The sequence below is a fragment of the Hoeflea sp. genome, assembly GCF_039975035.1.
Lineage (GTDB): Bacteria > Pseudomonadota > Alphaproteobacteria > Rhizobiales > Rhizobiaceae > Hoeflea.
In genome coordinates, this window is sequence record NZ_JBDWHW010000151.1 from 14965 (window position 1) to 40528 (window position 25564).

The 25564-nt window shown below is 61.2% G+C and carries 22 protein-coding genes and 1 tRNA gene; 11 read left to right on the top strand and 12 right to left on the bottom strand.

Features of this window, described 5'->3' with window-relative positions:
- Window positions 1-39 precede the first annotated feature (39 nt).
- From msrA to ABJN75_RS13295, 4 genes are all read left to right on the top strand, one after another.
- The gene (msrA, locus tag ABJN75_RS13280) at window positions 40-693 is read left to right on the top strand and encodes a peptide-methionine (S)-S-oxide reductase MsrA (RefSeq protein WP_348440071.1); all 654 of its coding nucleotides are present in this window, start codon (window positions 40-42) and stop codon (window positions 691-693) included.
- A 204-nt stretch (window positions 694-897) separates the two neighbouring features.
- Window positions 898-1890 (top strand): BMP family ABC transporter substrate-binding protein, encoded by a 993-nt coding sequence (locus ABJN75_RS13285; RefSeq protein WP_348440072.1) that lies wholly within the window; start codon window positions 898-900, stop codon window positions 1888-1890.
- A 231-nt stretch (window positions 1891-2121) separates the two neighbouring features.
- Window positions 2122-2745: a ribonuclease D gene (locus ABJN75_RS13290; protein ID WP_348440073.1), complete on the top strand. Its 624-nt coding sequence runs from the start codon at window positions 2122-2124 to the stop codon at window positions 2743-2745.
- A 338-nt stretch (window positions 2746-3083) separates the two neighbouring features.
- Window positions 3084-4067 carry an SDR family oxidoreductase gene (locus ABJN75_RS13295; RefSeq protein WP_348440074.1) on the top strand — a complete coding sequence of 328 codons (984 nt, stop codon included), beginning with the start codon at window positions 3084-3086 and terminating at the stop codon, window positions 4065-4067.
- 63 nt (window positions 4068-4130) lie between these two features.
- On the opposite strand, the gene rpsA is transcribed toward ABJN75_RS13295, so the two are convergent.
- The 5 genes from rpsA to aroA all read right to left on the bottom strand — a co-directional run bounded on the left by rpsA (window position 4131) and on the right by aroA (window position 9335).
- Window positions 4131-5837 (bottom strand): 30S ribosomal protein S1, encoded by a 1707-nt coding sequence (gene rpsA, locus ABJN75_RS13300; RefSeq protein ID WP_348440075.1) that lies wholly within the window; start codon window positions 5835-5837, stop codon window positions 4131-4133.
- A gap of 137 nt (window positions 5838-5974) precedes the next feature.
- A complete protein-coding gene (gene cmk, locus ABJN75_RS13305; RefSeq protein ID WP_348440076.1) occupies window positions 5975-6622 on the bottom strand; it encodes a (d)CMP kinase in 648 nt (215 codons plus the stop codon).
- Window positions 6619-7266: an FMN-binding negative transcriptional regulator gene (locus ABJN75_RS13310; RefSeq protein ID WP_348440077.1), complete on the bottom strand. Its 648-nt coding sequence runs from the start codon at window positions 7264-7266 to the stop codon at window positions 6619-6621. Before ABJN75_RS13310 ends, cmk begins: the two co-directional genes overlap by 4 nt.
- Window positions 7267-7356: 90 nt before the next feature.
- Entirely contained in the window at window positions 7357-7998 is a 642-nt protein-coding gene (locus ABJN75_RS13315) for a 2-hydroxychromene-2-carboxylate isomerase (RefSeq protein WP_348440078.1), read from the bottom strand.
- Complete coding sequence (aroA, locus tag ABJN75_RS13320; protein WP_348440145.1) at window positions 7995-9335, bottom strand: 3-phosphoshikimate 1-carboxyvinyltransferase; 1341 nt, start codon at window positions 9333-9335, stop codon at window positions 7995-7997. Before aroA ends, ABJN75_RS13315 begins: the two co-directional genes overlap by 4 nt.
- Before the next feature lie 241 nt (window positions 9336-9576).
- Between aroA and ABJN75_RS13325 the strand changes: the two genes are divergently transcribed.
- From ABJN75_RS13325 to ABJN75_RS13355, 7 genes are all read left to right on the top strand, one after another.
- On the top strand, window positions 9577-9981 hold the full coding sequence (locus ABJN75_RS13325; protein ID WP_348440079.1) for a TIGR02300 family protein: 405 nt from the start codon (window positions 9577-9579) through the stop codon (window positions 9979-9981).
- A gap of 171 nt (window positions 9982-10152) precedes the next feature.
- A tRNA-Ala gene (locus ABJN75_RS13330) sits at window positions 10153-10228 on the top strand.
- A gap of 274 nt (window positions 10229-10502) precedes the next feature.
- The gene (locus ABJN75_RS13335; protein WP_348440080.1) at window positions 10503-11942 is read left to right on the top strand and encodes a UbiA family prenyltransferase; all 1440 of its coding nucleotides are present in this window, start codon (window positions 10503-10505) and stop codon (window positions 11940-11942) included.
- 5 nt (window positions 11943-11947) lie between these two features.
- The gene (locus ABJN75_RS13340; RefSeq protein WP_348440146.1) at window positions 11948-13288 is read left to right on the top strand and encodes an FAD-binding oxidoreductase; all 1341 of its coding nucleotides are present in this window, start codon (window positions 11948-11950) and stop codon (window positions 13286-13288) included.
- Between the two features lie 99 nt (window positions 13289-13387).
- Window positions 13388-14383: an NAD(P)H-dependent glycerol-3-phosphate dehydrogenase gene (locus ABJN75_RS13345; protein WP_348440081.1), complete on the top strand. Its 996-nt coding sequence runs from the start codon at window positions 13388-13390 to the stop codon at window positions 14381-14383.
- Between the two features lie 158 nt (window positions 14384-14541).
- A complete protein-coding gene (locus tag ABJN75_RS13350) occupies window positions 14542-16797 on the top strand; it encodes an AGE family epimerase/isomerase (RefSeq protein WP_348440082.1) in 2256 nt (751 codons plus the stop codon).
- Between the two features lie 39 nt (window positions 16798-16836).
- Window positions 16837-18264 (top strand): phosphomannomutase, encoded by a 1428-nt coding sequence (locus ABJN75_RS13355; protein WP_348440083.1) that lies wholly within the window; start codon window positions 16837-16839, stop codon window positions 18262-18264.
- A 65-nt stretch (window positions 18265-18329) separates the two neighbouring features.
- Here ABJN75_RS13355 and ABJN75_RS13360 read toward each other — a convergent pair whose 3' ends face one another.
- The 7 genes from ABJN75_RS13360 to ABJN75_RS13390 form a co-directional block, all read right to left on the bottom strand.
- Window positions 18330-18659, bottom strand: a complete 330-nt coding sequence (locus ABJN75_RS13360) for a multidrug efflux SMR transporter (protein ID WP_348440084.1) — start codon at window positions 18657-18659, stop codon at window positions 18330-18332.
- 261 nt (window positions 18660-18920) lie between these two features.
- Window positions 18921-20366 (bottom strand): aldehyde dehydrogenase family protein, encoded by a 1446-nt coding sequence (locus ABJN75_RS13365; protein WP_348440085.1) that lies wholly within the window; start codon window positions 20364-20366, stop codon window positions 18921-18923.
- Window positions 20367-20939: 573 nt separating this feature from the next.
- A complete protein-coding gene (locus tag ABJN75_RS13370) occupies window positions 20940-22178 on the bottom strand; it encodes a lytic murein transglycosylase (protein WP_348440147.1) in 1239 nt (412 codons plus the stop codon).
- Between the two features lie 69 nt (window positions 22179-22247).
- Window positions 22248-22637, bottom strand: a complete 390-nt coding sequence (locus ABJN75_RS13375; protein ID WP_348440086.1) for a RidA family protein — start codon at window positions 22635-22637, stop codon at window positions 22248-22250.
- Between the two features lie 11 nt (window positions 22638-22648).
- A complete protein-coding gene (recR, locus tag ABJN75_RS13380; protein ID WP_348440087.1) occupies window positions 22649-23254 on the bottom strand; it encodes a recombination mediator RecR in 606 nt (201 codons plus the stop codon).
- Between the two features lie 28 nt (window positions 23255-23282).
- A complete protein-coding gene (locus ABJN75_RS13385; RefSeq protein WP_348440088.1) occupies window positions 23283-23606 on the bottom strand; it encodes a YbaB/EbfC family nucleoid-associated protein in 324 nt (107 codons plus the stop codon).
- Between the two features lie 66 nt (window positions 23607-23672).
- On the bottom strand, window positions 23673-25514 hold the full coding sequence (locus ABJN75_RS13390; protein WP_348440089.1) for a DNA polymerase III subunit gamma/tau: 1842 nt from the start codon (window positions 25512-25514) through the stop codon (window positions 23673-23675).
- Window positions 25515-25564: the final 50 nt, after the last annotated feature.

Sequence of the window (25564 nt, forward strand, 5' to 3'; positions counted from 1 at the left end):
TCTGGGGCCAAACCGGCGCGCGTTGTAGAAGGAGCCAGCATGTTTCTCGTCGAGATGTTTCAGCGGAAGACCACCATGCCAACCCGGGCGGAAGCGCTGGCGGGGCGCCCCGACCCGATCGAAACGGCGCCCGCCCATGCCGTCAATGGCCGGGCTCTCAAGGGCCCCTTCCCCGGCGCGATGGAAATCGCCTATTTCGCCATGGGACGGTTCTCTGCTGCCGAGAAGCTGTTCTGGCCGCTCGAGGGGATTCATGTGACCGCGGCCGGTTACGCCGGCGGGTTTACGCCCAATCCGACCTACCAGGACCTGATGACGGCGCTCACCGGCCACACCGAGACAGTCATGCTGGTGTTCGATCCGGCGCGGATCGGCTACCGCACGCTTCTGGAGATTTTCTTTGAAAGGCACGACCCGACCCAGAGCATGCGGCAGGGCAACGATATCGGCACATTTTTCCGCTCGGCGATCTTCACCACGACCCAGTTGCAACGCGAGCAGGCCGAGGCCGCCCTCGATGCCTATCAGGAAGCGCTCGCGGCAGCCGGACACAGCGGCCGGATCGTCACCGCGATCACGCCGGCCACGGAATTCTATTATGCTGAAGCCAATCACCAGCAACACGCGGTCAAAAATCCAAATGCCCAATCCGGCTTGAAGGGAACCGGCGTTGCTTTTCCCAAACAGGCGTAACACCTGACGTGTGGACACTCGCAAGATGACACGGCGGCAGACAGTTTCTCCTGCCGGGGTTCAAAATCGGCGTTGGATTCTGCCCAAAGCCATGCAAGGATATCTGCTTCCGGCCTCGCTCGGCCGGCAAACTCCGCAGGTCTGCCCACCCGGGCTGCGGGAGGACCAATAAAGATCAACACATAACCTACAGGGCTGCACACTATGAAACGCACGCTTTTGAGCTTCCTCGCTATGGCCGCCATGTCGGCGACCGCCATGGCCGCCGACATCAAGCCGGCAATCATTTACGACCTCGGCGGCAAGTTCGACAAATCCTTCAATGAGGCTGCCTATGGCGGCGCCGAAAAGTTCAAGACCGAGACCGGGATTGACTACCGGGATTTCGAAATCGCCAACGACGCCCAGCGCGAACAGGCGCTTCGCCGCTTCGCCAAGGACGGCAACAACCCGATCGTCATGGCAGGGTTCTCCTGGGGTGCTGCGCTCGAAAAGGTTGCCGATGAATATCCGGATACCAATTTTGCCATCATCGACATGGTCGTTGACAAGCCCAACGTTCGTTCGGTTGTCTACAAGGAACAGGAAGGCTCCTTCCTGGTCGGCGTGATGGCCGCCAAGGCCTCCGAGACCGGCACGGTGAGCTTCATCGGCGGCATGGACATTCCGCTGATCCGCAAGTTTTCCTGCGGCTACAAGGGCGGCGTGCTGGCCACAAACCCTGACGCAAAGGTGCTGGAAGCCATGACCGGCACCACGCCGGATGCATGGAACGACCCGGTCAAGGGCGGCGAGATCACCAAGTCGCAGATCGATCAGGGCTCCGACGTGGTCTATGCGGCAGCCGGCGGCACCGGCATCGGTGTGCTGCAGACTGCCGCTGACGCCGGCAAGCTCGGCATCGGCGTTGATTCCAACCAGAACGGGCTGCAGCCGGGCAAGGTTCTCACCTCGATGGTCAAGCGTGTCGACGTGGCTGTCTACAACGCCTTCAAGGACGCCATGGATGACAAGTTCTCCTATGGCTTCAGCTCGCTCGGCCTCGCCGAAGACGGTGTTGACTACGCCATGGACGACAACAACGCGCCGCTGGTCACCGAAGAAATGAAGGCCGCGGTGGAAGCCGCCAGGGCTGACATCATCGCCGGCAAGATCACCGTCCACGACTACATGTCGGACAACGCCTGCCCCTACTAAGGGACAGAAGGGCTGCGGGCCGCTGATGCATGTCGCGCAAAAGTGTCCTGCGGTTTTGCGATAACGACATGCAGAACCCAAGAGCTGACGCGCGTCGCCTGACTCCATTTGACTGCGACGCGCGCTAGATTGATCAGGACGGCCGGGCGAGGCTTTGCCCGGCCGTTTTCTTGCGCGACAGCAAGTCCCCGGGCTATAGCCGGGAACAATCGAAACGAGGACACATCACCAATGGCCGAAATACGGACCCACAAGGGCGACATTTCCGAAACCGCGATGGCGCTTTACAAAGGCGATATCGCCATCGACACCGAGACACTGGGCCTTGTGCCGCGCCGTGACCGGCTGTGCGTGGTGCAATTGTCGCCGGGCGATGGATCAGCCGATGTGATCCAGATCGCCGCTGGCCAAACGAGCGCGCCCAACCTGGTGAAGCTGCTGGAAGACGAGAACAAGCGCAAGCTGTTCCATTTCGGCCGTTTTGATATCGCAGTGCTCTTCAATGCGTTCGGGGTGACCACCACGCCGGTGTTCTGCACCAAGATCGCCTCGCGGCTTTGCCGTACCTATACCGACCGGCACGGGCTCAAGGACGTGACCAAGGAGCTCCTCGACATTGACCTGTCGAAGCAGCAGCAATCCTCGGACTGGGCCGCCGAAACGCTCACCCCCGCGCAGCTCGAATATGCCGCGTCCGATGTCCTGCACCTGCACGCGCTGACCGAAAAGCTGACTGCCCGGCTGGTGCGCGACGGACGTGAAACCCATGCGAAGGCCTGCTTCGAGTTTCTGCCGACCCGGGCCAAGCTCGACCTGATGGGCTGGGAAGAGACCGACATTTTCGCGCACAGCTGAGCGGGCCCAAATCGACAGGGAACCGTTCGGGCCCAAAATGCGTTTTTATCAAAGCCGCCCGCATGACAACCGGACATAACCGGCGTGAATAACCGGGCCTTTTTCCGGTTTCGGTCCGGGACGCCCGCTCTTGCGGGCGTCAGATATTTGCAACCGGTTTGCGGGCGGTGAACTTCGTGCTCGTGCTGCCGCCCGGCGGCGGGGAGTCCATATAGACGGGCTTGTCGGGAGACGACTTAAATCCCATTCGTCACCTGACGAAGACGCCCAAAAAGGATCCGGGAACAAATCTCGCGTCAACTCCGTTGTCTGAAAGATGTATCTTTCAGGAGACAGCGATGACCGAGAACCGATCCGTTGAAGACGCCGTACGCACCCAGCGTGCGATCCAGGACCAGGTCGATGCGGCCGATGCAAACTCCGGCAGTCAGGAAGCCAAGGCCCAGGCCCCCAAGGCGATGCAAGCAGGGGCCAGGGAGTACCCGGTCCCGCCGTTCCCGCAGGCGCACCAGAACAAACCCGGATCTGAACATACGCTCGATCCCACGCCGCTCTACGACGCGCCGTTCTATCGCGGCTCGGGTAAGCTCGAGGGCAAGACGGCGATCGTCACAGGCGGGGATTCAGGCATTGGGCGATCCGTTGCTGTCCTCTTCGCACGCGAAGGCGCCGATGTGGCCATATTCTATCTGGCTGAACACAAGGATGCGGAAGACACCAAGGCTATGGTCGAAAAAGAGGGTCGCCGCTGTATCATCATCTCTGGCGATGTTCGTGACAATACACAATGCGAGGCGGCGGTCGCAACCACGGTGGAAGCCTTCGGGGGGCTGGATATCCTCGTTAACAATGCGGCATTCCAGTACCACGCCTTCAATTTCGAAGACCTGACCTACGCGCATTTTGACGAGACTTTGAAGACAAACTTGTACGGCTATTTCAACATGTGCAAGGCGGCCGTGCCGCATCTGGGCAAGGGGTCCGCCATCGTCAACACCGGATCAACCACCGGAATCGACGGGTCGGGCGAGTTGGTCGACTATTCGATGACAAAGGGCGGCATACACGCGTTTACGCGGGCTCTCTCCTCCAACCTGATGGACAGGGGGATTCGGGTCAATTGCGTCGCGCCGGGACCGGTATGGACTCCGCTCAACCCCTCAGACCGGCCGAGCGGGCAGGTAAGGCAGTTCGGCAAACAGGCTCCGATGAACCGCCCGGCCCAACCGGAAGAGATTGCGCCCGCCTTCGTCTTCCTCGCATCCCCACAAACCGCCAGCTTCATCACCGGCGAAATCCTGCCCGTAATCGGTGGTTACTGACAAAAAACCCGCCGGATAGCTCCGGCGGGTTCGTTTGTTCAGGTCTCTTGAAGCGAGTGCGATTTATTCGTCGCCGCTTTGCTTCTTCAGGGCTGCGCCGAGAATGTCGCCGAGCGAAGCGCCCGAGTCGGATGAACCGAACTGTGCGACTGCCTGCTTCTCTTCGGCGATTTCCAGCGCCTTGATCGACAGGCCGACCTTGCGGTCCTTCTTGGAGAAGCTGGTGACGCGGGCGTCGACTGTCTGGCCGACCGAGAAACGCTCCGGGCGCTGCTCGTCACGGTCACGCGACAGGTCCGAACGGCGGATGAACGAAGACAGGTCTTCGTGATCAACCAGAACCACTTCGAGACCACCGTCGGTGATTGCAGTCACCTTGGCCGAAACGACAGCGTTCTTGCGCAGTTCGCCGGAAGCGGCTGCGTCGCCGATGGAATCCTTGCCAAGCTGCTTGATGCCCAGCGAGATGCGTTCCTTGTCGACATCGACATCAAGCACGACGGCCTTGACCATGTCGCCCTTGTTGTACTCTTCGATGACCTGCTCGCCCGGACGGTTCCAGTCGAGGTCGGAGAGGTGAACCATGCCGTCGACATCGCCTTCGAGGCCGATGAACAGGCCGAATTCGGTCTTGTTCTTGACTTCGCCTTCGACTTCGGTGCCGGCAGGGTGGCTCTGTGCGAACACTTCCCAAGGATTCTCCAGCGTCTGCTTGAGACCGAGCGAAATGCGGCGCTTGTTGGGGTCGACTTCGAGAACGACGACGTCAACTTCCTGCGTCGTGGACAGGATCTTGCCGGGGTGCACGTTCTTCTTGGTCCAGGACATTTCCGAAACGTGGATCAGGCCTTCGATGCCCGGCTCCAGCTCGACGAATGCGCCGTAGTCGGTGATGTTGGTCACGGTACCGGTGATGCGCTTGCCGGCAGGGTACTTGACGCCGATGCCATCCCACGGATCGCTTTCCAGCTGCTTCATGCCCAGCGAGATGCGGTGTGTGTCCTGGTTGATGCGGATGATCTGGACCTTGACGGTCTGGCCGATCGACAGGATCTCGGACGGATGGTTGACGCGGCGCCATGCCATGTCGGTGACGTGCAGCAGGCCGTCGATGCCGCCAAGATCAACGAACGCACCGTAATCGGTGATGTTCTTGACCATGCCTTCAACGGTCTGGCCTTCTTCGAGGTTCTGCACGATTTCCGAACGCTGTTCGGCACGGCTCTCTTCGAGAACGGTACGGCGCGAGACCACGATGTTGCCGCGGCGTTTGTCCATCTTGAGGATTTCGAACGGCTGCGGGATGTGCATCAGCGGGGAAACGTCGCGGATCGGACGGATGTCGACCTGGCTGCGCGGCAGGAAGGCCACGGCGCCGTCCAGATCGACGGTGAAGCCGCCCTTGACCTGATTGAAGATGACACCTTCAACACGCTCCTGCGCGTTGAACTTCTCTTCCAGACGAACCCAGCTTTCCTCGCGGCGAGCCTTCTCGCGCGACAGCATGGCTTCGCCAAGTGCGTTTTCGATGCGCTCGACATAGACTTCGACTTCGTCTCCGACAGCGAGCGTGCCGTCCTTTGCCTTGGCGCCGAATTCCTTCAGCGGCACGCGGCCTTCGACCTTGAGACCGACGTCGATGATCGCGACGTCCTTCTCGATGGCCATCACGATGCCCTTGGCGACATAGCCTTCAGCAAGGTCCTGCGTGGCAATGGATTCGGCGAACAGGGATGCAAAATCCTCTGTCATGGTTTCAGTGTTAGACATGAATTCTCCTGGTGACCGCGCACGTGGCGTTCGGTCGGATGCGCCTGGTTGGTGTTGTTCGGACCGGCGATGCCTGTCTGTCCCAAACCTCTCGGAGGTGGGACAAGTACGGCGCGGGACAGGCTCGCTGGCTTTCTTCAGTGTTCGAGCGCAGCATCCACGAGACGCCGGGCAGCTTCGAACGCGGCTTCTATACCCATTTCGGTGGTATCTAGCAAGTGCGCATCGGTTGCGGGCCTGAGCGGTGAGTCGGCGCGTTCGGTGTCACGGGCGTCGCGCTTTTCAATATCGGCCTGAATCGAGGCCAGATCGGCTGATCCGCCCTTGCCGGTGATTTCGTCATGGCGCCGCCTGGCCCGCACTGCGGGGCTTGCCGTGACATAGAACTTGATCAGCGCATCCGGGCACACGACGGTGCCGATATCGCGGCCATCGAGCACCGCACCTGACGGGGCCCTTGCGAAGGCCCGCTGCGCCTCGACCAGCGCCTTGCGCACCTTTGGCATCACCGCGACCTTCGAGGCGGCCTCGCCGATCTCGTGGGCTGAGAGTATTGTGCGATCAAGCCCAGACAGATCAAGACCGCGTGCAGTATCCGCCGCCACGCTCTCGTCATCAAGCGGCAGCCCGCGATCAATCAGAGCCTTCGCCGTGGCGCGGTAGGTCAGCCCGGTGTCGAGATGCCGGAGCCCGTAATGCTCTGCCAGCTTGCGCGACAGCGTGCCCTTGCCGGCTGCCGCCGGTCCGTCAACGGCAATCACGAAGTGCTGTTTTTGAGATGTCATGGCTTCTCCTTGGTGTTGTGCAGGCTGCCATGATGCCCGACCAGCCGGGCCATCGCCGCATCGCCCTGCGCCGCCAGGCCCGCCTGAACGCCGTGCCGGTCGGCTTCCGTCCTGTTCTGGCTGACTTTCCATTTGCCGCTCAATTCGGTGACTGCGATTTCGATGCCGACGATGCCGCGCAATTGCGCTGCCACAAACGCTTCTGGCGCATCATCGACTTTCCAGGCGTCCTTGCGGTCCATTTCATGCCGGTCGGTCAACTCACTCACCTGCGGAGCGAGCCAGTCTGAGCTTTCGTGAACAGTGGCCGTTCCGCGGGCCTGCACCATGGCATAGTTCCAGGTCGGCACCACCTTGCCGTGCTCGGCCTTGGACGCATACCACGATGGCGTCACATAGCTGTCGGCTCCCTGAAACACCACCAGCACGTCCGAGCCATCGCTGACATGCCGCCATTGCTCATTGGCTCTGGAAAGGTGGGTGCGCAGCGTGGTGACGCCATCCTTGAAGGAGACCAGAAACGGAACCGGATTGGCGAGCAAACCTGTCGGCGAAGTCGAAATCAACAGACCCAGCGGATGCGCGGCAATCAACGCCCGCAGCACGGTCCCGTCTGTTTCGGCAAATTGCGGCGGCAGGTACATCGGCCTAGACCCCGGCTGGAAATTGCACACGCACACAGAGTGGTTCAGGGCCGACCGGACTGTACCCGGAAGCATGCAGGTGGCGGCCGTTCATTTGCGCTCGATCCCGACAGTCACCGCACCCAGATGCCGATAGGGTTCGCGCTCGAACAGTGTGTCATCGTCCAGCCAGGCCAACAGCATGTCGAACGCGTCGACGCCCCAGAACACCTCATGGCCCGAGGCCGTTTCACAGACGAAACTCGGCACACCAAAGACGCCATGGGCGATGGCCTGATCGGTGTTGGCGCGCAGTGCAAGCTTTGCCGCGTCATCGCTTGCCAGGGCAACCGGTACCCCGATCGCATTTGCAAAGGCTGCCAGCTCATCATCGGTGTCTGGAGCCCGGCCCTGTTCAAAGACGAGGTCGAAGGCGCGCTGCACGGTGGCCAGATCCGCATCCACACCGGCCAGCAGCCTGAGCGCCTTGAGCGGATTGAACGGGTGGCGCGGCGGAAACCGCATGTCGAGCCCGTATTTTTGACCCAGGAAAACCGACAGCCGGTAGGTGTGCATCCGTTTGGCCGAAATTTCGGCCGGCCCGCGCTGGCCCCAATGCGTCAGGATGGCGCCGAGAAGCACCGGAACCGGCCTGACCGTCACATCCCCCGGCAATTCGCCAAACCGCTTCAGCGCCACATGGGCGAAGGGCGAAATCAGATCGTAGTGAAACTCGATTGTCTTGTGGGTCATGTCTGCGTGATTTCCGCGCCCATGCCGGTCATCATGTCCATGAATTCGGGAAAGCTGGTGGCGATGATCGAGCAGTCGTCAACATTGACCGGATGCTCGCTGGCAAGCCCCATGACCAGAAAGCTCATGGCGATGCGATGATCAAGCCAGGTGGCGACGACGGCATCCTTGGATCGACCGCCAAGGCCTTTGCCGTCCGGACGGCCCCGCACCGAAAGCCAGTCGTCTCCCTCGGTGCAATCAACGCCGTTGATTTCCAGCCCGCGCGCCACGGCGGCAAGCCGGTCGCTTTCCTTGACCCGCAACTCCTCAAGCCCCGGCATCATGGTTTCGCCGCTGGCGAAACTGGCGGCAATCGCCAGCACCGGATATTCGTCGATCATTGACGGCGCCCGGTCGGCTGGCACCGTCACGCCCTTGAGTTCCGATGAGCGGACCCTGAGATCGGCGACATCCTCGCCTCCGGCCTGGCGCGGATCGAGGACTTCAATGTCGGCCCCCATTTCCTGCAGCGTCAGGATCAGTCCGGTTCGGGTCTGATTCATCAAAACATTGCGGATGGTGACATCGGATCCCGGCACGATCAGCGCCGCCACCAGCGGGAAAGCGGTCGACGAGGGGTCGCCGGGGACATCGATGGTCTGTCCGCTCAGCACGCCGCGTCCTTCCAGCCGGATTGTCCGGACACCGGCAGAATCGGTTTCCACGTCCAGCGCCGCGCCAAAGCCCTTCAGCATCTTCTCGGTATGATCGCGGGTCATCACTGGCTCGATCACCGTTGTGATGCCGGGGATGTTGAGACCTGCCAGCAGAACGGCGGATTTGACCTGGGCCGAGGCCATCGGCACCCGGTAGTTGATCGGCGCCGGCGCGCGTGGACCACGCAACGTCACCGGCAACCGGTCGCCTGCTTCGGATTTGACCTGAACACCCATCTGCCGCAGCGGATCCAGCACGCGGCCCATCGGGCGGCGCGACAGCGACGCGTCGCCGACGAAGGTGGTTTCGAAATCGTAAGGACCCATCAGCCCCATGGTCAGCCGGCATCCGGTGCCGGCGTTGCCGAAATCAAGCGCCGCTGCCGGCGCCAGCAGACAGCCGTTGCCCACACCATTGATGATCCAGGTGTCGCCGTCCTTGCGAACAGAGGCACCCATGGCCTGCATCGCCTTGCCGGTGTTGATCACATCCTCACCCTCGAGCAAGCCGGTGATCCGGGTTTCGCCTTCGGCAAGGCCGCCAAACATGAAAGACCGGTGCGAAATCGATTTGTCGCCCGGAATGCGGATGTCGCCCTTGAGCGCTGCACTCCTTGTGGCGGTGGCGGGATGAAGCATTGTGGTGGCGTGGCCCATGGACTGATTTCCGGCTGGTCTGGTCGGGATTGGCCGGAGGCCCGGCTTCGTGTGACCGGGTGAGTACCACAGCCTCAGGGGGCGCGTCATCCGGATTGGTTCAAATTTCATTGAGAATGGCTTTGACAGCCGCGTTCAACATCATTATGGGGACCGGACCGCCGAAACGGGAAGCCGGGCGAGACCGCCCTAAACCTTCCTGCCAGTTCAAGAGGCTTCGACAGTGGCAAAACCGGAACTTGGAACAAAACGCGTTTGCCCCGAAACCGGGCGCAAATTCTATGATCTGAACAAAGATCCAATCGTATCGCCTTATACGGGCAAGGAATACCCGACTTCATATTTCGAAGAGACGGCAAAAGTTGCCATAATCGAGAAAGTGAAAGAGGAAGAGGAAGAAGTCGCGGAAACCGATGGTGATTCGGCTGACGTCGAAATCGTTTCTCTTGAAGAGGCCGACGAGGATGCCACGAGTACCGGCAAATCCGAGGACCTTCCCGACATCGATGATGATGTCGAGATCGACGATGATGACGACGACGATACGTTCCTGGCCGATGACGACGATGATGATGATGACGACGTCAGCGACATTATCGGCGTCAATGACGACGATGACGACCAGTAAGACAAATTTGATCCCGGTCCGGAACCCGTCTGGTTTCCAAAACCGCAACAAGGATTGAATTTTCATCTTGATCTTGTGCGGCTGCAGAAGTATGAAGCCGCACCTGCCCGCCACGGATGAGTGGCTGGTTACTCGCAGGGATTGAGGTCTTGTATCAATCTCTTGCGTCCCGGGGCCATAGCTCAGCTGGGAGAGCGCCTGCATGGCATGCAGGAGGTCAGCGGTTCGATCCCGCTTGGCTCCACCATTTTCCTGTTTTCACCGCACGCCATCCGCCAATGCGCTGGTTCGGCTTGGCGGATAAAGGCTTGATCCGGAATGTTCGTCCGGGATCCGGGTGGATCCTCAAGTGCTGCGGGCGCATATGCCGGAACGAACCGCCGTTCGTGCAAGGTTTTGATAACCACACTTCGGAAAATCGCGGCTGCTGATGTCCTGCATGGGGGATAATCCAGGGTCTTTTACCTGAATTGAAGTGTTTTTCTGCAAAAGTCGCGTTTGACTGAGGCGAGGACACAATCATGGATGCTGTGAGCGACAATCGGCGCGTGCCGCTTTGTATTGATCTTGACGGAACATTGGTCGCCACCGACACGCTTTGGGAGGGGCTGGCTTCGGTGCTGATCCGCCGGCCATGGCTGATCTTTGCAGTCTTTGCCTGGGCGATTGCCGGCAAAGCGGTGCTGAAACGCGAAATCGCCGCCCGGTATCAGAGCAAGGGTGGTGATTGGCCCTACCGTGCAGAGGTCATCGCCCGAATCGAGCTCGCGCGCAAATCAGGTCAGCCGGTCTGGCTGGTCACGGGTGCAGCCGAATCGACCGCCAGTGTCATCGCCAGTCATCTCGGGCTGTTTGACCGGGTCTTGCATTCATCAGGCAGCGAAAATCTCACAGCGCGCCGCAAACGCGACCGGCTGGTGGCTCTGTGTGGGGATGGCGGTTTCGACTACGCCGGCAACAGTCGTGACGACATCACGGTTTTCGATGCCGCGCGACGCGCCATCATCGTGGCTCCGGATATGGCAGCCACACGCTGGGGCGCGAGCCACGACGCGGAGATGCTTCCGTTGGAAAAGGACTCGCCCCTGGCCATTCTCAAATCCATACGTGTGCATCAATGGCTCAAGAATGTGCTGATCGCGGTTCCGCTTGTGCTCAATCATGAATATGCCGATGTCGGGTTGGTTCTGGCCGGGATTGCAGCCTTCTTCTCCTTCAGTTTTCTCGCTTCCACAGTCTATGTCATCAATGACATTTCCGACCTTGCCAATGACCGGCATCACCCGCGAAAGCGGCTGCGGCCGCTGGCCAGCGGCGCAGTGTCGATCCCGGCGGCCTCGGTCACAGCGGTGGTGCTTGTGGTTGCCTCGATCGGACTGGCGAGCCTGCTGCCGCCGCAGTTCTGGTTGGTCCTGTCCGCCTATGCGGTGATCACCACGGCCTACACCTTTGTGCTCAAGCGCAAACTGCTGGTCGATGTGTTCACCCTGGCGACGCTTTACACCGTGCGTATCGTGGCGGGTGCTGCGGCAACCGGTGTCGATCTCTCATTCTGGTTGCTGGCCTTTTCGATCTTCTTTTTTCTCAGCCTTGCACTGGTCAAACGGTATGTCGAACTTGACGAGCTTGCCGACGATGCGGGAACGCAGCTCAAGGGCCGCAGTTATATTGGCTCCGACAAGGATATGATCGGTCAGGCGGGGATCGCCTCGGCATTCTCGGCAGCCATGGTTCTGGCGCTTTATGTGGACAGCAAAGAGGTCGCCTCCATGTATCCCCAGCCCGCGCTGCTGTGGCCGCTGTGTCCGTTGATTCTCTACATGCTGCTGCGAATCTGGATTCTCGCACGCCGCTCCCAGATGCACGAGGATCCGGTGGTGTTCATCATGCGTGACTGGCGCAGCCAGCTCACCACGATAGTCGGCGCCTGCCTGGTGCTCCTGGCCGCCTGGAAAATGTGATGCCGATCACCGCGAAGTTTGACAGTTGGGGCAGGGTTGTCCGCCATCCGCGCGTCCAGGCCGGAGTTGCAGATCTGACAGGCGGTGCGGCGGACGGATTCCTGCCTTTCGGCAATGGCCGCTCCTATGGCGACAGCTGCCACAACGACCGCGGACGGCTGATTCCGATGCAGCCGGGAGCCGCCATTCGCGCCTTCGATCCGGACTCCGGGATCCTGACCGCTGATGCAGGCGTGCTGCTGTCGGATATTCTGGCGCTGGTGATGCCGCACGGCTTCTTTCTCGAGGTCACTCCGGGAACGGCACAGGTTACATTGGGCGGCGCCATCGCCAATGACGTTCACGGCAAGAATCACCACCGTCGCGGAACTTTCGGGAGATCGGTGGTTACGTTCGTATTGCTTGGCGGTGACGGCGAAAGCAAAGCCTGCTCACCTCAGACAAACCCGGCGCTGTTTGAAGCGACCATCGGCGGCATGGGACTGACGGGGATCATCGAATCCGCCACCATCCGGCTGATGCCGGTTGCTTCAGCCAATGTACGCCAAACGGCGTTCCGGTTCGGCTCGATTGACGGTTATTTCGACGCAATCGACGCAATCGACGCAGCACATGAATATTCCGTGGCCTGGATCGATCAGCTTGCCAGCGGCGCGCGTCTCGGGCGCGGCGTGATGCTGGCCGGAGATCATGCCGAGGATGGCGGACCGGCGCGGGCACCGTCGCCGCCCAGACTGGCGGTTCCTTTCGCTCCGCCGGTCAATCTGCTCAACCGTCTGACGCTCAAGGCCTTCAACGGGCTGTATTACGGCCGCGCCCCCAAACAGCCCGAGACCGGCCTTGTTGGCTGGTCGTCCTATTTCCATCCCCTGGATGCGATCACCGGCTGGAACCGGCTATACGGTCCGCGCGGCCTGTTTCAGCACCAAAGTGTTTACCCGGCGGAAACCGCACGGCAAACAACGATTTCCCTGATCGAATGTGCTCAAAAACATGGTGCGGCCTCGTTCCTCACCGTATTGAAGCGCTTTGGGGACGTGCCCTCGCCGGGCCTGATGTCATTTCCGCGACCGGGTTTCACGCTGACACTCGACTTTGCCAATTCCGGTGAGCGGACGCTGAAAATGCTCGACGCCCTTGATTGCATTGTGCTTGAGGCCGGCGGCGCGCTCAATCCCTACAAGGATCAGCGCATGTCGCCCAAAATGTTCGAGGCTTCGTTCCCGCAATGGCGGGAGCTTGAAGCCATGCGTGACCCGACCTTGATGTCGGATTTGTGGCGTCGTACGGCGATGGCGCTCGATGGAACCAGGGCTTCCCGGACACGGGCCGTCAGCGCCCGGTGACACGTCACTCGCTTGCCACCATCGACACCGGCCAGTATTGGATGACGCTTGATGGTTCAGGCTGATCCCGGCCCAAGCCCAACAATGAAGGACCGCCCCATGATGTCCCGCATCTGCATTCTCGGCGCCGGCGCCTGGGGAACAGCACTTGCTGCCGCCTTTGTGCGGCAGGGCCATGAGGTGCGGATCTGGGGCCGGAATGCCGCGACCTGTGAAGAAATCACACGGACTCACACCAATCACGCCTATCTTGGCGATGCCCGCCTGCCTGACGCGCTTGAAGCCACGCCTGACATGGCCAGAGCGCTTGAGAACTCCGACATCGTGCTGTTCGCCGCGCCCGCGCAATCAACCGGCGAAGTTGCGGCGCTGGCGGCCGCTCACCTTCCCGCCACAGCCGTGCTGATTGCCTGCGCCAAGGGCATCGACAATCGCAGTGGCCAGTTGCAGTGCGACGTCATCTCGGGGGTGTTGCCGAATCACTCCGTTGGCGTGCTTTCCGGTCCGAGTTTCGCCGCCGATGTGGTGCGAGGCTTGCCCACGGCGGTTACCCTGGCGATGCCGCGGCAGGCGGATGCGCAAGCACTGGCGCAAACCCTGTCGGGCGACGCCATCCGGCTTTATGCATCCGATGATGTCGTCGGCGTGCAGATCGGCGGCTCTCTCAAGAACATCATGGCGATCGCAGTCGGGATCTGCCGTGGCGGCGGCATGGGCGCTAGTGCCGAGGCCGCCCTGATTACGAGGGGTTACGCGGAACTCACGCGGCTCAGTGTGGCTATGGGCGCGCGCGCCGAAACCCTGATGGGCCTGTCGGGCCTGGGCGACCTTGTGCTGACCTGTTCATCCGAATTGTCGCGCAATTTTTCCTACGGGATTGCGGTCGGCAGTGGCCGGGATGTGTCCGGACTAAAACTGGCCGAGGGGGTCTTTACCGTCACGATTGCCAATAAAATCGCCGCGAAACACCAGATTTCCTGCCCGGTGATGCAGACGGCGGACCTGGTGCTGTCTGGCGAGATGTCGGCGGCTGAGGCGCGCATTGCGCTGATGTCGCGCCCGGTCAAGGCGGAAAACCCGGCAAACCCGGCATGAAGCAGGGCGCGGTTTGCTGGACCGGAAGCATGGGGGTTTTCATGGTTCTGGACTATACGGACATACCATTTGTTGCATGAGAGGAATTTTCATGTTTTCGCGGTTTAATCACCAAACCTGGAATGACCGCCGTTAGGCGGCGCGGATCGGAACACTTCATGGGCTCAATCCATACCATCACGCCTGTTATCCTGTGCGGCGGAGCTGGATCCCGGCTCTGGCCGATGTCGCGGGATTCCAAACCCAAGCAGTTCCATCGGCTGGTCAACGACAAGACCTTGCTGACCAATACGCTGGAACGCGTCGACTACAGGGGCGAAGGCCTGCGCTATCTCCCCACCCGGATCGTTGGTGGAATCGCATTCGAATCCTTGCTGACGGAGCAGGGCGAAACCGGGGGCGTCGAGGTCGAACGTTATGTGCTTGAGCCACTGATTCGCGATACCGCTGCCGCAATCGCCGCCTCGATCGTCGATCTGGTGGAAACCGATCCGGAGCGAATGGTGCTGGTATTGCCGTCCGACCATCAGATTTCCGATGTGGCAGCCTTCTTCGATGTGATCCGCACCGGTGCGGAAGCCCTTGCCCGTCGCGGCGGCATCATGACCATCGGAATCACGCCGACGCGGCCGGAAACCCAGTATGGCTACATCGAACGCGGCGATGCCGATGGCCCGGTTTACGATGTTTCGCGGTTTCGCGAAAAACCCGATCTCGAGACCGCCAGAACCTTCCTTCAATCCGGACGCTTCTTCTGGAACGGCGGCATCTTCATGTTCCGTGCCGGCGAAATGGGCGCCGAACTCGCCCGCCAGCAACCCGAAGTCTGGGCGCAGGCGAAACTTGCCGTCGAACGCGCAGAGATCGAAGGCAAGTGCTACCGGCTTGATCCGGACGCCTTCGCCGCAAGCCCGAAAGTTTCAATCGACTATGCGGTGATGGAAAACGCCAGCCGTATCGGTGTCGTCGCGGCCAGTTTCGACTGGAACGATCTGGGATCATGGAACCAGCTGCATGACGGCTCACCGCTTGATGAAGCCGGTAATGCGCGCTTTGGCGATGTACTGACGATTGACGTCAGCAACAGCTACCTGCGGTCCGAAGACCGGCTCCTCGCTGTTGCAGGCCTCGACAACATCATTGTCGTCTCCCAGCCCGATGCGCTTCTGATCGTTCATCGCGACAAGTCCCATCTGGTCAAGGACATTGCCACAAGCGTCAAGAAAACCGGCGAATGGCCGCCGCTGGCCGTGGCTCATTCGGGCCGTCCGGTGCCCTCAACCCGGGTAATCCGCAAATGGTTGTTCGAGACCGCGCTGCCGCTTTGGACCGGCGCCGGCGTTGACAGGGTTCATGGCGGCGTTCACGAAGCGCTCAATCATGATGGCAGCCCGGCCGATCTCGGCTTCAAACGGCTCAGGGTTCTGGCCCGGCAGATCTATTGCTTTGCCAATGCCGAATTGCTGGGATGGGATGGCGACGCGCGGGAAGCCCTGACCCATTGCTTCACCACATTGACCACCACCGGGTGGCATCCCGATGGTGGGTGGATTCATTTGTGGAACACCGACGGCACGGTCAGGGATCCCCAGCGTGACACCTATGACCAGTGCTTTGTCCTGCTGGCTTTGGCGTGGTTGTGGCGCGCGACGAAGTGGCCGGAAGCGCGCGAATGGGCCGAACGCACGATCGCCTATATGGATGCCCATCTGATCGATCACGCCAAAGGCGGCTTTTATGAATCCAGCCTGCGTCTTGATTACCGCCGGGCCAATCCGCACATGCATTATCTCGAGGCCATGCAGGCCTGGTATGAGGTGACTGGCGAAAAGGCATTTCTCGACCGGGCCCAGACTTCCGTGGATCTGTTCAAATCGGTGTTCTTCGATCCCGAAAGCTGGAGTGTGACCGAACATTTCGAGCGCGACTGGTCGGTGCGCCACGACAAGCCGGCTCGCGTCGAACCTGGCCATCATTATGAATGGGTGTGGCTGTTGCTGCGACAGGCCAGGTTCGCGAATCAGCCGGAGCTGAAGGAATACTGCCGCAAGCTCTATGCCACCAGCCACGCCTTCGGCCATGCCCGCGGCACCGATGCGGTGTGCGATTCGATGGCGCCTGACGGTTCCGCAATGGTCGGAACGGCTCGATTGTGGTGTCAGACGGAGGCTCTCAAGGCGGGGCTTCTGGCGCGCGCCGAGGGCTTGCCGGGTGATGAGACGCTGTTCATCCGGATGCTGGATGTCATTTTCAACCGCTACCTGACGACCCCCGCACCGGGCGGCTGGTATGATCAGATCGACCCCAACGGCCGGGTGATCTCGAAAGACATGCCGGCAAGCACGTTCTACCACGTGTTCTGCGCCCTGGTGGAGTATCTCAGATACGAGGACATGCTGCCCCTTACCGAGTAGGGGCGCGACACGGCCGGGACCAATTGGAGAGACGTCGAGATGGCAGCAAAATTCGGCACCAGCGGGCTTCGCGGCCTTGTCGCAGACCTGACGGACGGCACCGCGGCGGCCCATGCCCGCGCGTTTGGCCGACACCTCAAGCAGGCCGGGATAGCCTCCGTGGGATCGCCGGTCTTTCTGGGGCGGGACATGCGCGCCTCCAGTCCGGAAATTGCCGCGCAGTGCGCGTCGGCATTGCTTGCCGAAGGGCTGGAGCCGGTTGATTGCGGTGTGCTGCCAACCCCGGCGCTGGCGCTTCACGCCATGGGCAAGAATGCGGCTGCACTGATGATTACCGGATCGCACATCCCCGATGATCGCAACGGGGTCAAATTCTATCGTCCCGACGGCGAGATCGACAAACAGCACGAGGCGGCGATTTCAAGTCATGCACCGGAATTTCAGGCCGGGCCGCTGGCGGGGCCATCGCACTTGCGCGACGAATCATCCATCGCCGCCTCGGCCTTCGTCTCCCGCTACCGCGGCTTTTCCGCCGATGGCTTGTTTGCTGGACTGCGCATCGGGCTCTACGAACACAGTTCGTCAGCGAGCGACGCGCTGGCCGCGATTCTGCAGGAAGCCGGGGCAGAGGTGGTCCGGCTCGGCAAATCGCAGGTCTTCATCCCGGTCGACACCGAAGCGGTGTCGGCGGAGACCAGAACGCTGGCGGCAAAATGGGTCCGATCAAATTGCCTCGATGGACTGGTTTCCGCTGACGGCGATGGCGACCGGCCGCTGGTCGTCGACGAGACCGGGCAGGTGCTCAGAGGCGATGCACTGGGCCTGATCGTGGCGCGCTATCTGGGTGCCGACGCCATCGTCACGCCGGTCACCTCCAATTCGGGCATCGAAAGCCGCTGTCAGGCCGAAGTTCATCGCACCAGAGTGGGATCACCCTTTGTGATTGCCGGCATGGCGGACGCCCTCAGGCAGGGCCGGCAGCGTGTCATCGGTTTCGAGGCCAATGGCGGCGTGCTCACCGGAAACCTGATTGAGGCAGGCTCCTCCAGACTTGAAGCCCTGCCGACACGCGACAGCGTTTTGCCGATCCTTTGTGCCTTTGCCGCTGCCCGCATGGCGGATCAGAGCCTCTCCGAGCATGTCGCCGGTCTCGGTCTGCCGGTTGCGGCCAGCGACAGGATCGAGAATTTTCCCACGGCCACAAGCCAGGCACTCGTTGCTGATCTGTCGAATGACGATGCTGCGCGCAACCGGTTCTTTGAACCCGTCGGGCGACCTGCGGGTATCGACCTCACCGATGGCCTGCGCGTAACACTCGACCAGGGCGGCATTGTCCATCTGCGGCCCTCGGGAAATGCGCCGGAAATGCGGATTTACAGCGAGGCGGCAACCGGGGAACTGGCTCGCGACCTGATTGCGCGGACAGCCGCGCGAGTCCGCGAATTTTCTAGTGCCTACCCCGGATAATCGAAACCGCGCGCCCGGCTGGACGATTCGCTGTCACTGCAAGCGCTGGGCGCGCTGTTGGCGCTTCAGTGCGTGGCGGATCCGGACAGAAGATTGAGCACAGCGACGCCTGAAACAATCAGGGCAATGCCGAGATAGCCGAAAAAATCCAGCTTCTGGCCAAACAGCACGATGCCGATCAGCGTGACGAATGCCACCCCTACACCGGACCAGATTGCATAGGCCACGCCCACGGACATGGTCTTCAGCACGATCGACAGCAAATAGAACGCAATTCCATAGGCAATGATGGAAATGCCGCCATAGCTCCATTTGCTGAATCCGTCGGAAGCCTTGAGGGCGGTCGTGCCGATCACTTCCCCGAAGATCGCAAGAATGAGGTAAAGCCAAGGCATGGGCGGTCAGTGTCCTTTGGGCCGGCTTGTGTCGCTCCGCCGGTGATGAGCTATCAAGGTATCCCGGATAGCCTGTTCATCCGCAAGTACGCTGCCCGACAGGCCGTGTCAAAGCAGACCGCGCAAGCCTGCATGAAATTTCCAAATCACGTTTGCCGCGAACCGTCGGATCGTCTCGAATGGATCGGTACGGGGCTCAGACAGGAACGGCCCGTCCGGTCGGGGACGGGCCGTGATCTTCATATCAAGTGCGGACCAGGATCAGTCGGCGTCGCTGGCCCAGCCCGAGATCGCCTTGGCCTCGAGAAACTCCTCGATTCCCCAGACGCCGCCTTCCCGCGCCCGGCCCGATGCCTTGACGCCTCCGAAGGGCGCTCCCGCACCACGGGATTTTCCATTCATTTCGACCATTCCGGAGCGCAGCCGCCGCGCCATCCGGTTCCGCTTGGCGCCGTCCTGGCTCTGCACATAGTTGGTCAGGCCATAGATCGTGTCGTTGGCAATCTCGACGGCATTTTCCTCATCATCGAACGGAATGATCGAAAGCACCGGTCCGAAGATCTCCTCACGCGCAATGGTCATGTCGTTGGACACATCGGCAAAGATCGTGGGGCGAACGAAATAACCGCGGTTGAAGCCTTCCGGCCTGCCGGGACCGCCCGCCACCAGCCGTGCACCCTCGTCGATGCCCTTCTGGATCAGGCCCTGGATCTTCTCATACTGTGCTGCCGAGACGACCGGACCGATATGCCTGCCTTCCTGGTTGGCCGGACCGACCTTGGCGGTTGCGGCAACCTCGATGGCCTTCTCCACTGTCTGATCGTAGATCGTGCGCTCGACCAGCATGCGTGAAGGGGCGTTGCAGCTCTGGCCGGTGTTGTTGAAGCAATGACGCACGCCGCGCTCGACGGCCTTGGCGTCGGCATCGGCGAAAATGACATTGGCGCCCTTGCCGCCGAGTTCCAGGCAAACCCGCTTGAACGTGTCGGCGGCAGCCTTGGTGATTGCCGCGCCGGCGCGCGCCGACCCGGTGAAGCTGATCATCTCGACATCCTTGTGGGTCGAAAGATCGGTCCCGACCCCGACGCCGTCGCCATTGACCATGTTGAAGACACCCGCCGGCAGACCGGCGGCATGCACGATCTCGGCAAACACGATCGACGAAAGCGGCGCAATTTCAGACGGCTTTAGCACCATGGTGCACCCGGCCAGCAGGGCCGGAATCACCTTCAGCGTCACCTGATTCATCGGCCAGTTCCACGGCGTGATCAGTCCGACAACACCGATCGGCTCCATGGCGATGCGGTCATTGGGGGCATGCGGTCCAAGCGGGCGCAAGAATTCGACATCCTTGAACGCCTTGATGAAATTGTCGATGTGCCAGGTTCCGGACGTGACCTGATCGTTGCGCGACATCTCAATGGGCGCACCCATTTCCAGGCTGATCGCCTGCGCCATGTCTTCGGCGCGCTCAAGGTAGACTTCGCGGATTTTCTTGACGTATCCGAGCCGAACTTCGGGATCGGTCTGCGACCAGGACTCGAACGCGGACTTGGCGGCGGCGACGGCGGCGTTGGTGTCAGCCGTAGCACCCAGGGAAATTACCGCGCAGGTTTCCTCGGTTGAGGGATCAATAACCTCGCAGTCACGGGGTGCAACTGGCGCGACCCATGCGCCATTGATGTAAAACTCGCGTTTCTCGATCATTTCATTCTCCACTATACAAAGACGCAAATGCCGCGCCGTTCAGGGCGCATAAAAGGTGTTTCACCGCTTCGAACAGCACTTACGCAAGTCCCCGCAGCAAACAAGATCCAAAAAGCCAAACATTTGAAGGCCAATCGACAACGCGGTGCGTTGCCCTTCCGTCAATTAGGGGTCGACCGGGCAGGATTGCAACCTCGAATCGGGCAAAGAAGGTTTTCCGCCGGCCTTGCGGATGACTGTAGCCGCCGCTGACCAGACCCCGGAATCCGCCCGATGCCTTCCAAAGCTGTACTGAAGCCCAAAGCGTCAGGTTCTAACGTCTCGAAGGAAAAGCACCTTTCAGACGGCGGCCGCACGGGCTGATCCCGGATACAATGTTGCTGCCGGCGGGACCCTATTCCGCCATCGCGCGGCCGATGAGGGGGCCGCAATGCCCGTGCGCTGACCGAACAGCTTCATGGCCTCGGCAAAATGATGTCGAAACATTTCGCGCACCATTTCAGGAAAGTCACCGGCCCCTACAAGCGGCAGGCATGATCTCACCCGGAGCGGGTCACTGACAGCACCAGCAATTCAGCGAAGTGTCTTGAGCAAGGCAGGCGTGGGGAAACAATCGGCCTTGCTGCCGTTTCGGGCCTGCCATTCCCCTATCGAGCGCCTTGTCTTGTAGCCGGGCAATCCATCCGCGCCGCCGACATCGTAGCCCTGTTTTTCCAGCGATGATTGCAACCGGGCGATATCGGAGCGCAACATCGAACCGGTGTTGTCCCAGGGGGTGACGAACGCGCCGCCACCATGGGCCATGCGGTCGGCGAGATTGCCGATGAACAGCGCATAGAGATCGGAATTGTTGTATTCCTTGATGACGTAGAAATTCGGCGTGACGACGAATTCGGGGCCGTATGTTCCCGCGGGAACCAACACCATGCCGGGCGCACGGCGTTCGTGAGCGGGAAACGGCCGGCCGGATATGCGAATGATGCCCATGTCCGTCAGGGCACTGATCGGCCGGGCCCGGTCAGGCCCTTCCAGCGCGCAGGTGACGCCTTCGGGGATGACCGCCTCGAAGCCCCAGTCGCGGCCGCGCACCCAGCCCGACCGGGCCAGATAATTGGCGATAGACGCCAGCGAATCCGCCGTTGAATTCCAGATGTCGCGCTTGCCGTCACCATCGAAATCAACCGCATGATCGAGATAGCTCGACGGCAGGAACTGCGGCTGCCCCATGGCGCCGGCCCAGGATCCCTTCATCGCAGAGGCTGAAACATCGCCGCGCTGAAGGATTTGCAGTGCCGCCAGTATTTCCTTGCGGAACAGGTCTGGCCGGGTCGACATGAAGGCCTTGGTGGCGATGACCTGAATGGCGGAATAGGGAATCTTGGCGCGGCCAAAGCCCGATTCGCGACCCCAGATCGCCACGATGATGGACCCGGGCACGCCGTAGCGCTCCTCGATCCTGCGCAACAGGCCTGCATGTTGCTTCATCAGGGACCGGCCCGAAGCAGCCAGACCCTGAAGCCTTTTCTCGCTGAAATAGGCGCCGGGGCTGCGGAATTCGGCCTGGCTTTGGGCGCGTTGCTTTGGCTTTGGAAATCCCGGCGGCGCCAGATCCGGCAGATCCCAATCGAGGTTGACGCCGGAAAAGGCGCGGTCAAACACCGGTTTGGACACACCGGCGCGTTTGGCTTCAGGCCACAAATCGGCCTCGAGCCATTGCCGGAACTGTGCCTCGACGCCGGATTTTGTTGCAGCACGGGATGGCATGACCCCAAGTGTGGTCACGACGAACAGGAAAGTGATCGAAAGAATCAGGGTGCGAATCATGCCGCCAGACTAACCCGGGCGGCATGTCAGGAAAACGGCCCATCGCGAAGAGGTCGCTCAGTGTTCGGAAAAGGCCTCGATCTCGATTTCGGTCAGCAAATCGGGATGGGCCAGCCCGGCAACAATGACATAGGTCGAGGCGGGTGCATGGCCTTCCAGCATCAGGTCCCGGATTTCCCGATAGATACCGACCGCGCCGGGCGCCACATCATAAACACGGATCGCGACGATATCGGTGATCTGCATGTTGCAGGCAGCCAGTGCGGAAAGCGCGTTGCGCCATGCCTGTTCGGCCTGGGGACGATATCCCTCCAGCATCTGACCCGCCGGCGTCACGCCGATCTGTCCCGAAACAACCAGGCGGCGGCCCGGTGACACCATCTCCACAGCCTGCACATAATTGGACGCCGGTTGTGGCATTGTATCGGGATTGAAAAAACGTGGCATGCCCTGTTCCCTCAGAAAGCCGTGCGGGCGCGAATGGCCGCTGCCAGCGTGCCTTCATCGAGATAGTCAAGTTCGCCGCCGACCGGCACGCCATGGGCCAGCCGGGTGATCTTGACCTCAAATCCGGACAATTGCTCGGTGATGTAGTGCGCGGTGGTTTGTCCCTCGACCGTGGCGTTGACGGCGATGAGGATTTCCCGGACCCCGCCGCCGGCCACCCGGTCGACGAGTTTGGAAATCGACAGGTCGTCGGGGCCGATGCCGTCGAGTGGCGACAGGGTTCCTCCCAGCACATGATAGCCCGCGTTCATCGCAGCGGCCCGTTCAAGCGCCCACAGATCGGCCACGTCCTCGACGACGATGATCACTGTCTGGTCGCGGGTCGGATCGGTACATACCGTGCACGGGTCAGAGGTGTCGGCATTGCCGCAGGTTGAACAGATGCGGACCTTGTCAAAGGCCTCGTTCATCGCCAGCGCCAGCGGACCCATCAGCTGGTCTTTCTTCTTGATCAGATGCAGGGCCGCGCGGCGCGCCGAGCGCGGCCCAAGCCCGGGAACCCGGGCCAGCAGCTGGATCAGGCGCTCGATCTCCGGCCCGGTTACACGTTTTTGCATCTGGATCTCCGGTTACCGACGGCCAATCTCAAAACGGAAGTTTCATGCCAGGAGGGATTGGCAGGCCGGCGGTGAATTCCTGGGTCCGTTCCGCGACCATGGCCTCGACCTTGCCCTTGGCGTCGTTGTGGGCTGCAACGACCAGATCTTCCAGGATCTCGACATCGTCTTCCTTGAACATCGATGGATCGACGCTCATTCCCAGCATCACGCCTTTCCCCGAAAGCCGTACCGTGACCATGCCACCGCCAGCGGTTCCCTCGCATTCAAGTTCGGCGATCTCTTCCTGCATGCGCTCCATCTTGGCCTGCATGTCCTTGATCTTGCCCATCATGCCCATGATGTCTTTCATCGTGATCTCTCCTTCTAAGGTGTTTGTTTCCGGCTTGATCCAGACCCGCACATCGGTAAGCGCGGGCTAGTCCCGGTCATCGTCGGGATCGGTTTCATCTGGCAGGATGTCGCCATCCTCGGACGGGGTCAGCGCGGCCTCGGCCAGGCTCTCCTCGGTGACGGCGATGCGCACGTCGGTGATCCGCGCACCGGGAAACTTTGCCAGAATGGCCGCCACATCAGGATCCTGGCGGGCATCGCTGACAAGCGCGTCGCGCTTGGCGGTCTCGCGCTCAGAAAGCGTCGGAGCCCCCTCCTCGCGGCTGAGCGCGACACTCCACTTGGCCCCGGTCCAGTCTGTCAGCTTCTTGACCAGTTCACCGGGCAAACTCGGACTTGCATCCGGTGTCAGGCTGATTTCAAGCCGTCCCGGCTCAAGCCGGACCAGTCTCACATTGGTGCGGATCTGCACCTTCATGGCGATATCGCGATACTTTTCGGCAAGCGCCACCATGTCTTCAAGCGAGCCTATGGCGACCTCTTGAACCGGTTCTGCAACGGCTGGCGCGGCAATCGTAGGCTCGGCGGAATGGGCGAGCCGCATCGACGGTTGCCCGCCGCTGGACCCCTGCGCCATCCGGCGTTCGCCCACGGCCCGGGCCGTGGCGCCGCCACCGGAGGGACCGCCGCCTGGCGATTGAACCGCTGCGCCAGCGGTTGCGCCGCCCATGCTCTGGAACGCCTTCACCGCATCCTCGGGTGACGGCAGGCTGGCGGTGTGGGCAATCCGGATCAGCGCCATCTCGGCGGCGGCCGCAGGGCGGCTTGATGTATCGGTCTCGGTTATGCCCTTGAGCAGCATCTGCCAGACCCGCGACAAAATGGCGGTCGACAAGGTTCCGGCATAACTTGCGCCGCTTTCGCGCTCGGTTTGTGTCAACGAGGGGTCTTCACCCGCCTGCGGCACGAATTTGAGCCTGGTGACGAGATGGGTGAAATCGGCCAGATCGTTGAGAATCACCGGAGGACTTGCGCCCGAATCATACTGGTCGCGAAAGCTCGCCAGCGCTGCCGCGACATCGCCGCTCATCAGCGAGCCGAACAGTTCGACAATACGCGACCGGTCAGCCAGGCCAAGCATCGAGCGCACGGCTTCCGCATCAACCGCTCCGCCGCCATGGGCAATTGCCTGATCGAGCAGCGACAGCCCGTCACGCACCGAGCCTTCAGCGGCCCGGGCGATCATGGCAAGCGATTCGTCGTCGATCGCGATGCCTTCCTGCCCGGCAACGCTTTTGAAATGCTTGACCAGCAGGCCCGAATCGATGCGGCGCAGGTCAAAGCGCTGGCATCGCGACAGCACGGTGATCGGGACCTTGCGGATTTCAGTGGTGGCGAAGATGAACTTCACATGCGCCGGCGGCTCTTCCAGGGTCTTGAGCAGGCCGTTGAAGGCCTGATTGGAGAGCATGTGCACTTCGTCGATGATGTAGACCTTGTAGCGCGCGGAAACCGGGCGATAGCGCACCTGCTCGATAATCTCGCGGATATCGTCAATGCCGGTGTGCGAGGCGGCATCCATTTCGATGACATCAACATGGCGACCTTCCATGATCGCCTGGCAATTTTCACCCGGCACAGTCAGATCAATGGTTGGCTGATCAATCTCGTCGGTCTTGTAATTGAGCGCCCGCGCCAGAATTCGCGCCGTGGTGGTCTTGCCGACGCCGCGGACACCGGTGAGCATCCAGGCTTGCGCAATCCGTCCGGTGGAAAACGCATTGGTCAGTGTGCGGACCATCGGCTCCTGGCCGATGAGGTCCGTGAAATCCTTGGGGCGGTATTTCCGCGCCAGGACCCGGTACGGCGCCGGTGCCTCGGGGCCGGACCCCGATGGCGCTGTGTTCGTGCCGGTATTTTCTTCCATGATTCCTGTGCCGCCCTCGCGCTGGCCCGATGGCCGTTTGCACCAAATTC

Coding starts and splice junctions, on each gene's coding strand:
- msrA (WP_348440071.1), top strand. CDS start 40: ATGTTTCTCGTCGAGATGTTTCAGCGGAAGACCACCATGCCAACCCGG.
- ABJN75_RS13285 (WP_348440072.1), top strand. CDS start 898: ATGAAACGCACGCTTTTGAGCTTCCTCGCTATGGCCGCCATGTCGGCG.
- ABJN75_RS13290 (WP_348440073.1), top strand. CDS start 2,122: ATGGCCGAAATACGGACCCACAAGGGCGACATTTCCGAAACCGCGATG.
- ABJN75_RS13295 (WP_348440074.1), top strand. CDS start 3,084: ATGACCGAGAACCGATCCGTTGAAGACGCCGTACGCACCCAGCGTGCG.
- rpsA (WP_348440075.1), bottom strand. CDS start 5,837: ATGTCTAACACTGAAACCATGACAGAGGATTTTGCATCCCTGTTCGCC.
- cmk (WP_348440076.1), bottom strand. CDS start 6,622: ATGACATCTCAAAAACAGCACTTCGTGATTGCCGTTGACGGACCGGCG.
- ABJN75_RS13310 (WP_348440077.1), bottom strand. CDS start 7,266: ATGTACCTGCCGCCGCAATTTGCCGAAACAGACGGGACCGTGCTGCGG.
- ABJN75_RS13315 (WP_348440078.1), bottom strand. CDS start 7,998: ATGACCCACAAGACAATCGAGTTTCACTACGATCTGATTTCGCCCTTC.
- aroA (WP_348440145.1), bottom strand. CDS start 9,335: ATGCTTCATCCCGCCACCGCCACAAGGAGTGCAGCGCTCAAGGGCGAC.
- ABJN75_RS13335 (WP_348440080.1), top strand. CDS start 10,503: ATGGATGCTGTGAGCGACAATCGGCGCGTGCCGCTTTGTATTGATCTT.
- ABJN75_RS13345 (WP_348440081.1), top strand. CDS start 13,388: ATGATGTCCCGCATCTGCATTCTCGGCGCCGGCGCCTGGGGAACAGCA.
- ABJN75_RS13350 (WP_348440082.1), top strand. CDS start 14,542: ATGGGCTCAATCCATACCATCACGCCTGTTATCCTGTGCGGCGGAGCT.
- ABJN75_RS13355 (WP_348440083.1), top strand. CDS start 16,837: ATGGCAGCAAAATTCGGCACCAGCGGGCTTCGCGGCCTTGTCGCAGAC.
- ABJN75_RS13360 (WP_348440084.1), bottom strand. CDS start 18,659: ATGCCTTGGCTTTACCTCATTCTTGCGATCTTCGGGGAAGTGATCGGC.
- ABJN75_RS13365 (WP_348440085.1), bottom strand. CDS start 20,366: ATGATCGAGAAACGCGAGTTTTACATCAATGGCGCATGGGTCGCGCCA.
- ABJN75_RS13375 (WP_348440086.1), bottom strand. CDS start 22,637: ATGCCACGTTTTTTCAATCCCGATACAATGCCACAACCGGCGTCCAAT.
- recR (WP_348440087.1), bottom strand. CDS start 23,254: ATGCAAAAACGTGTAACCGGGCCGGAGATCGAGCGCCTGATCCAGCTG.
- ABJN75_RS13385 (WP_348440088.1), bottom strand. CDS start 23,606: ATGAAAGACATCATGGGCATGATGGGCAAGATCAAGGACATGCAGGCC.
- ABJN75_RS13390 (WP_348440089.1), bottom strand. CDS start 25,514: ATGGAAGAAAATACCGGCACGAACACAGCGCCATCGGGGTCCGGCCCC.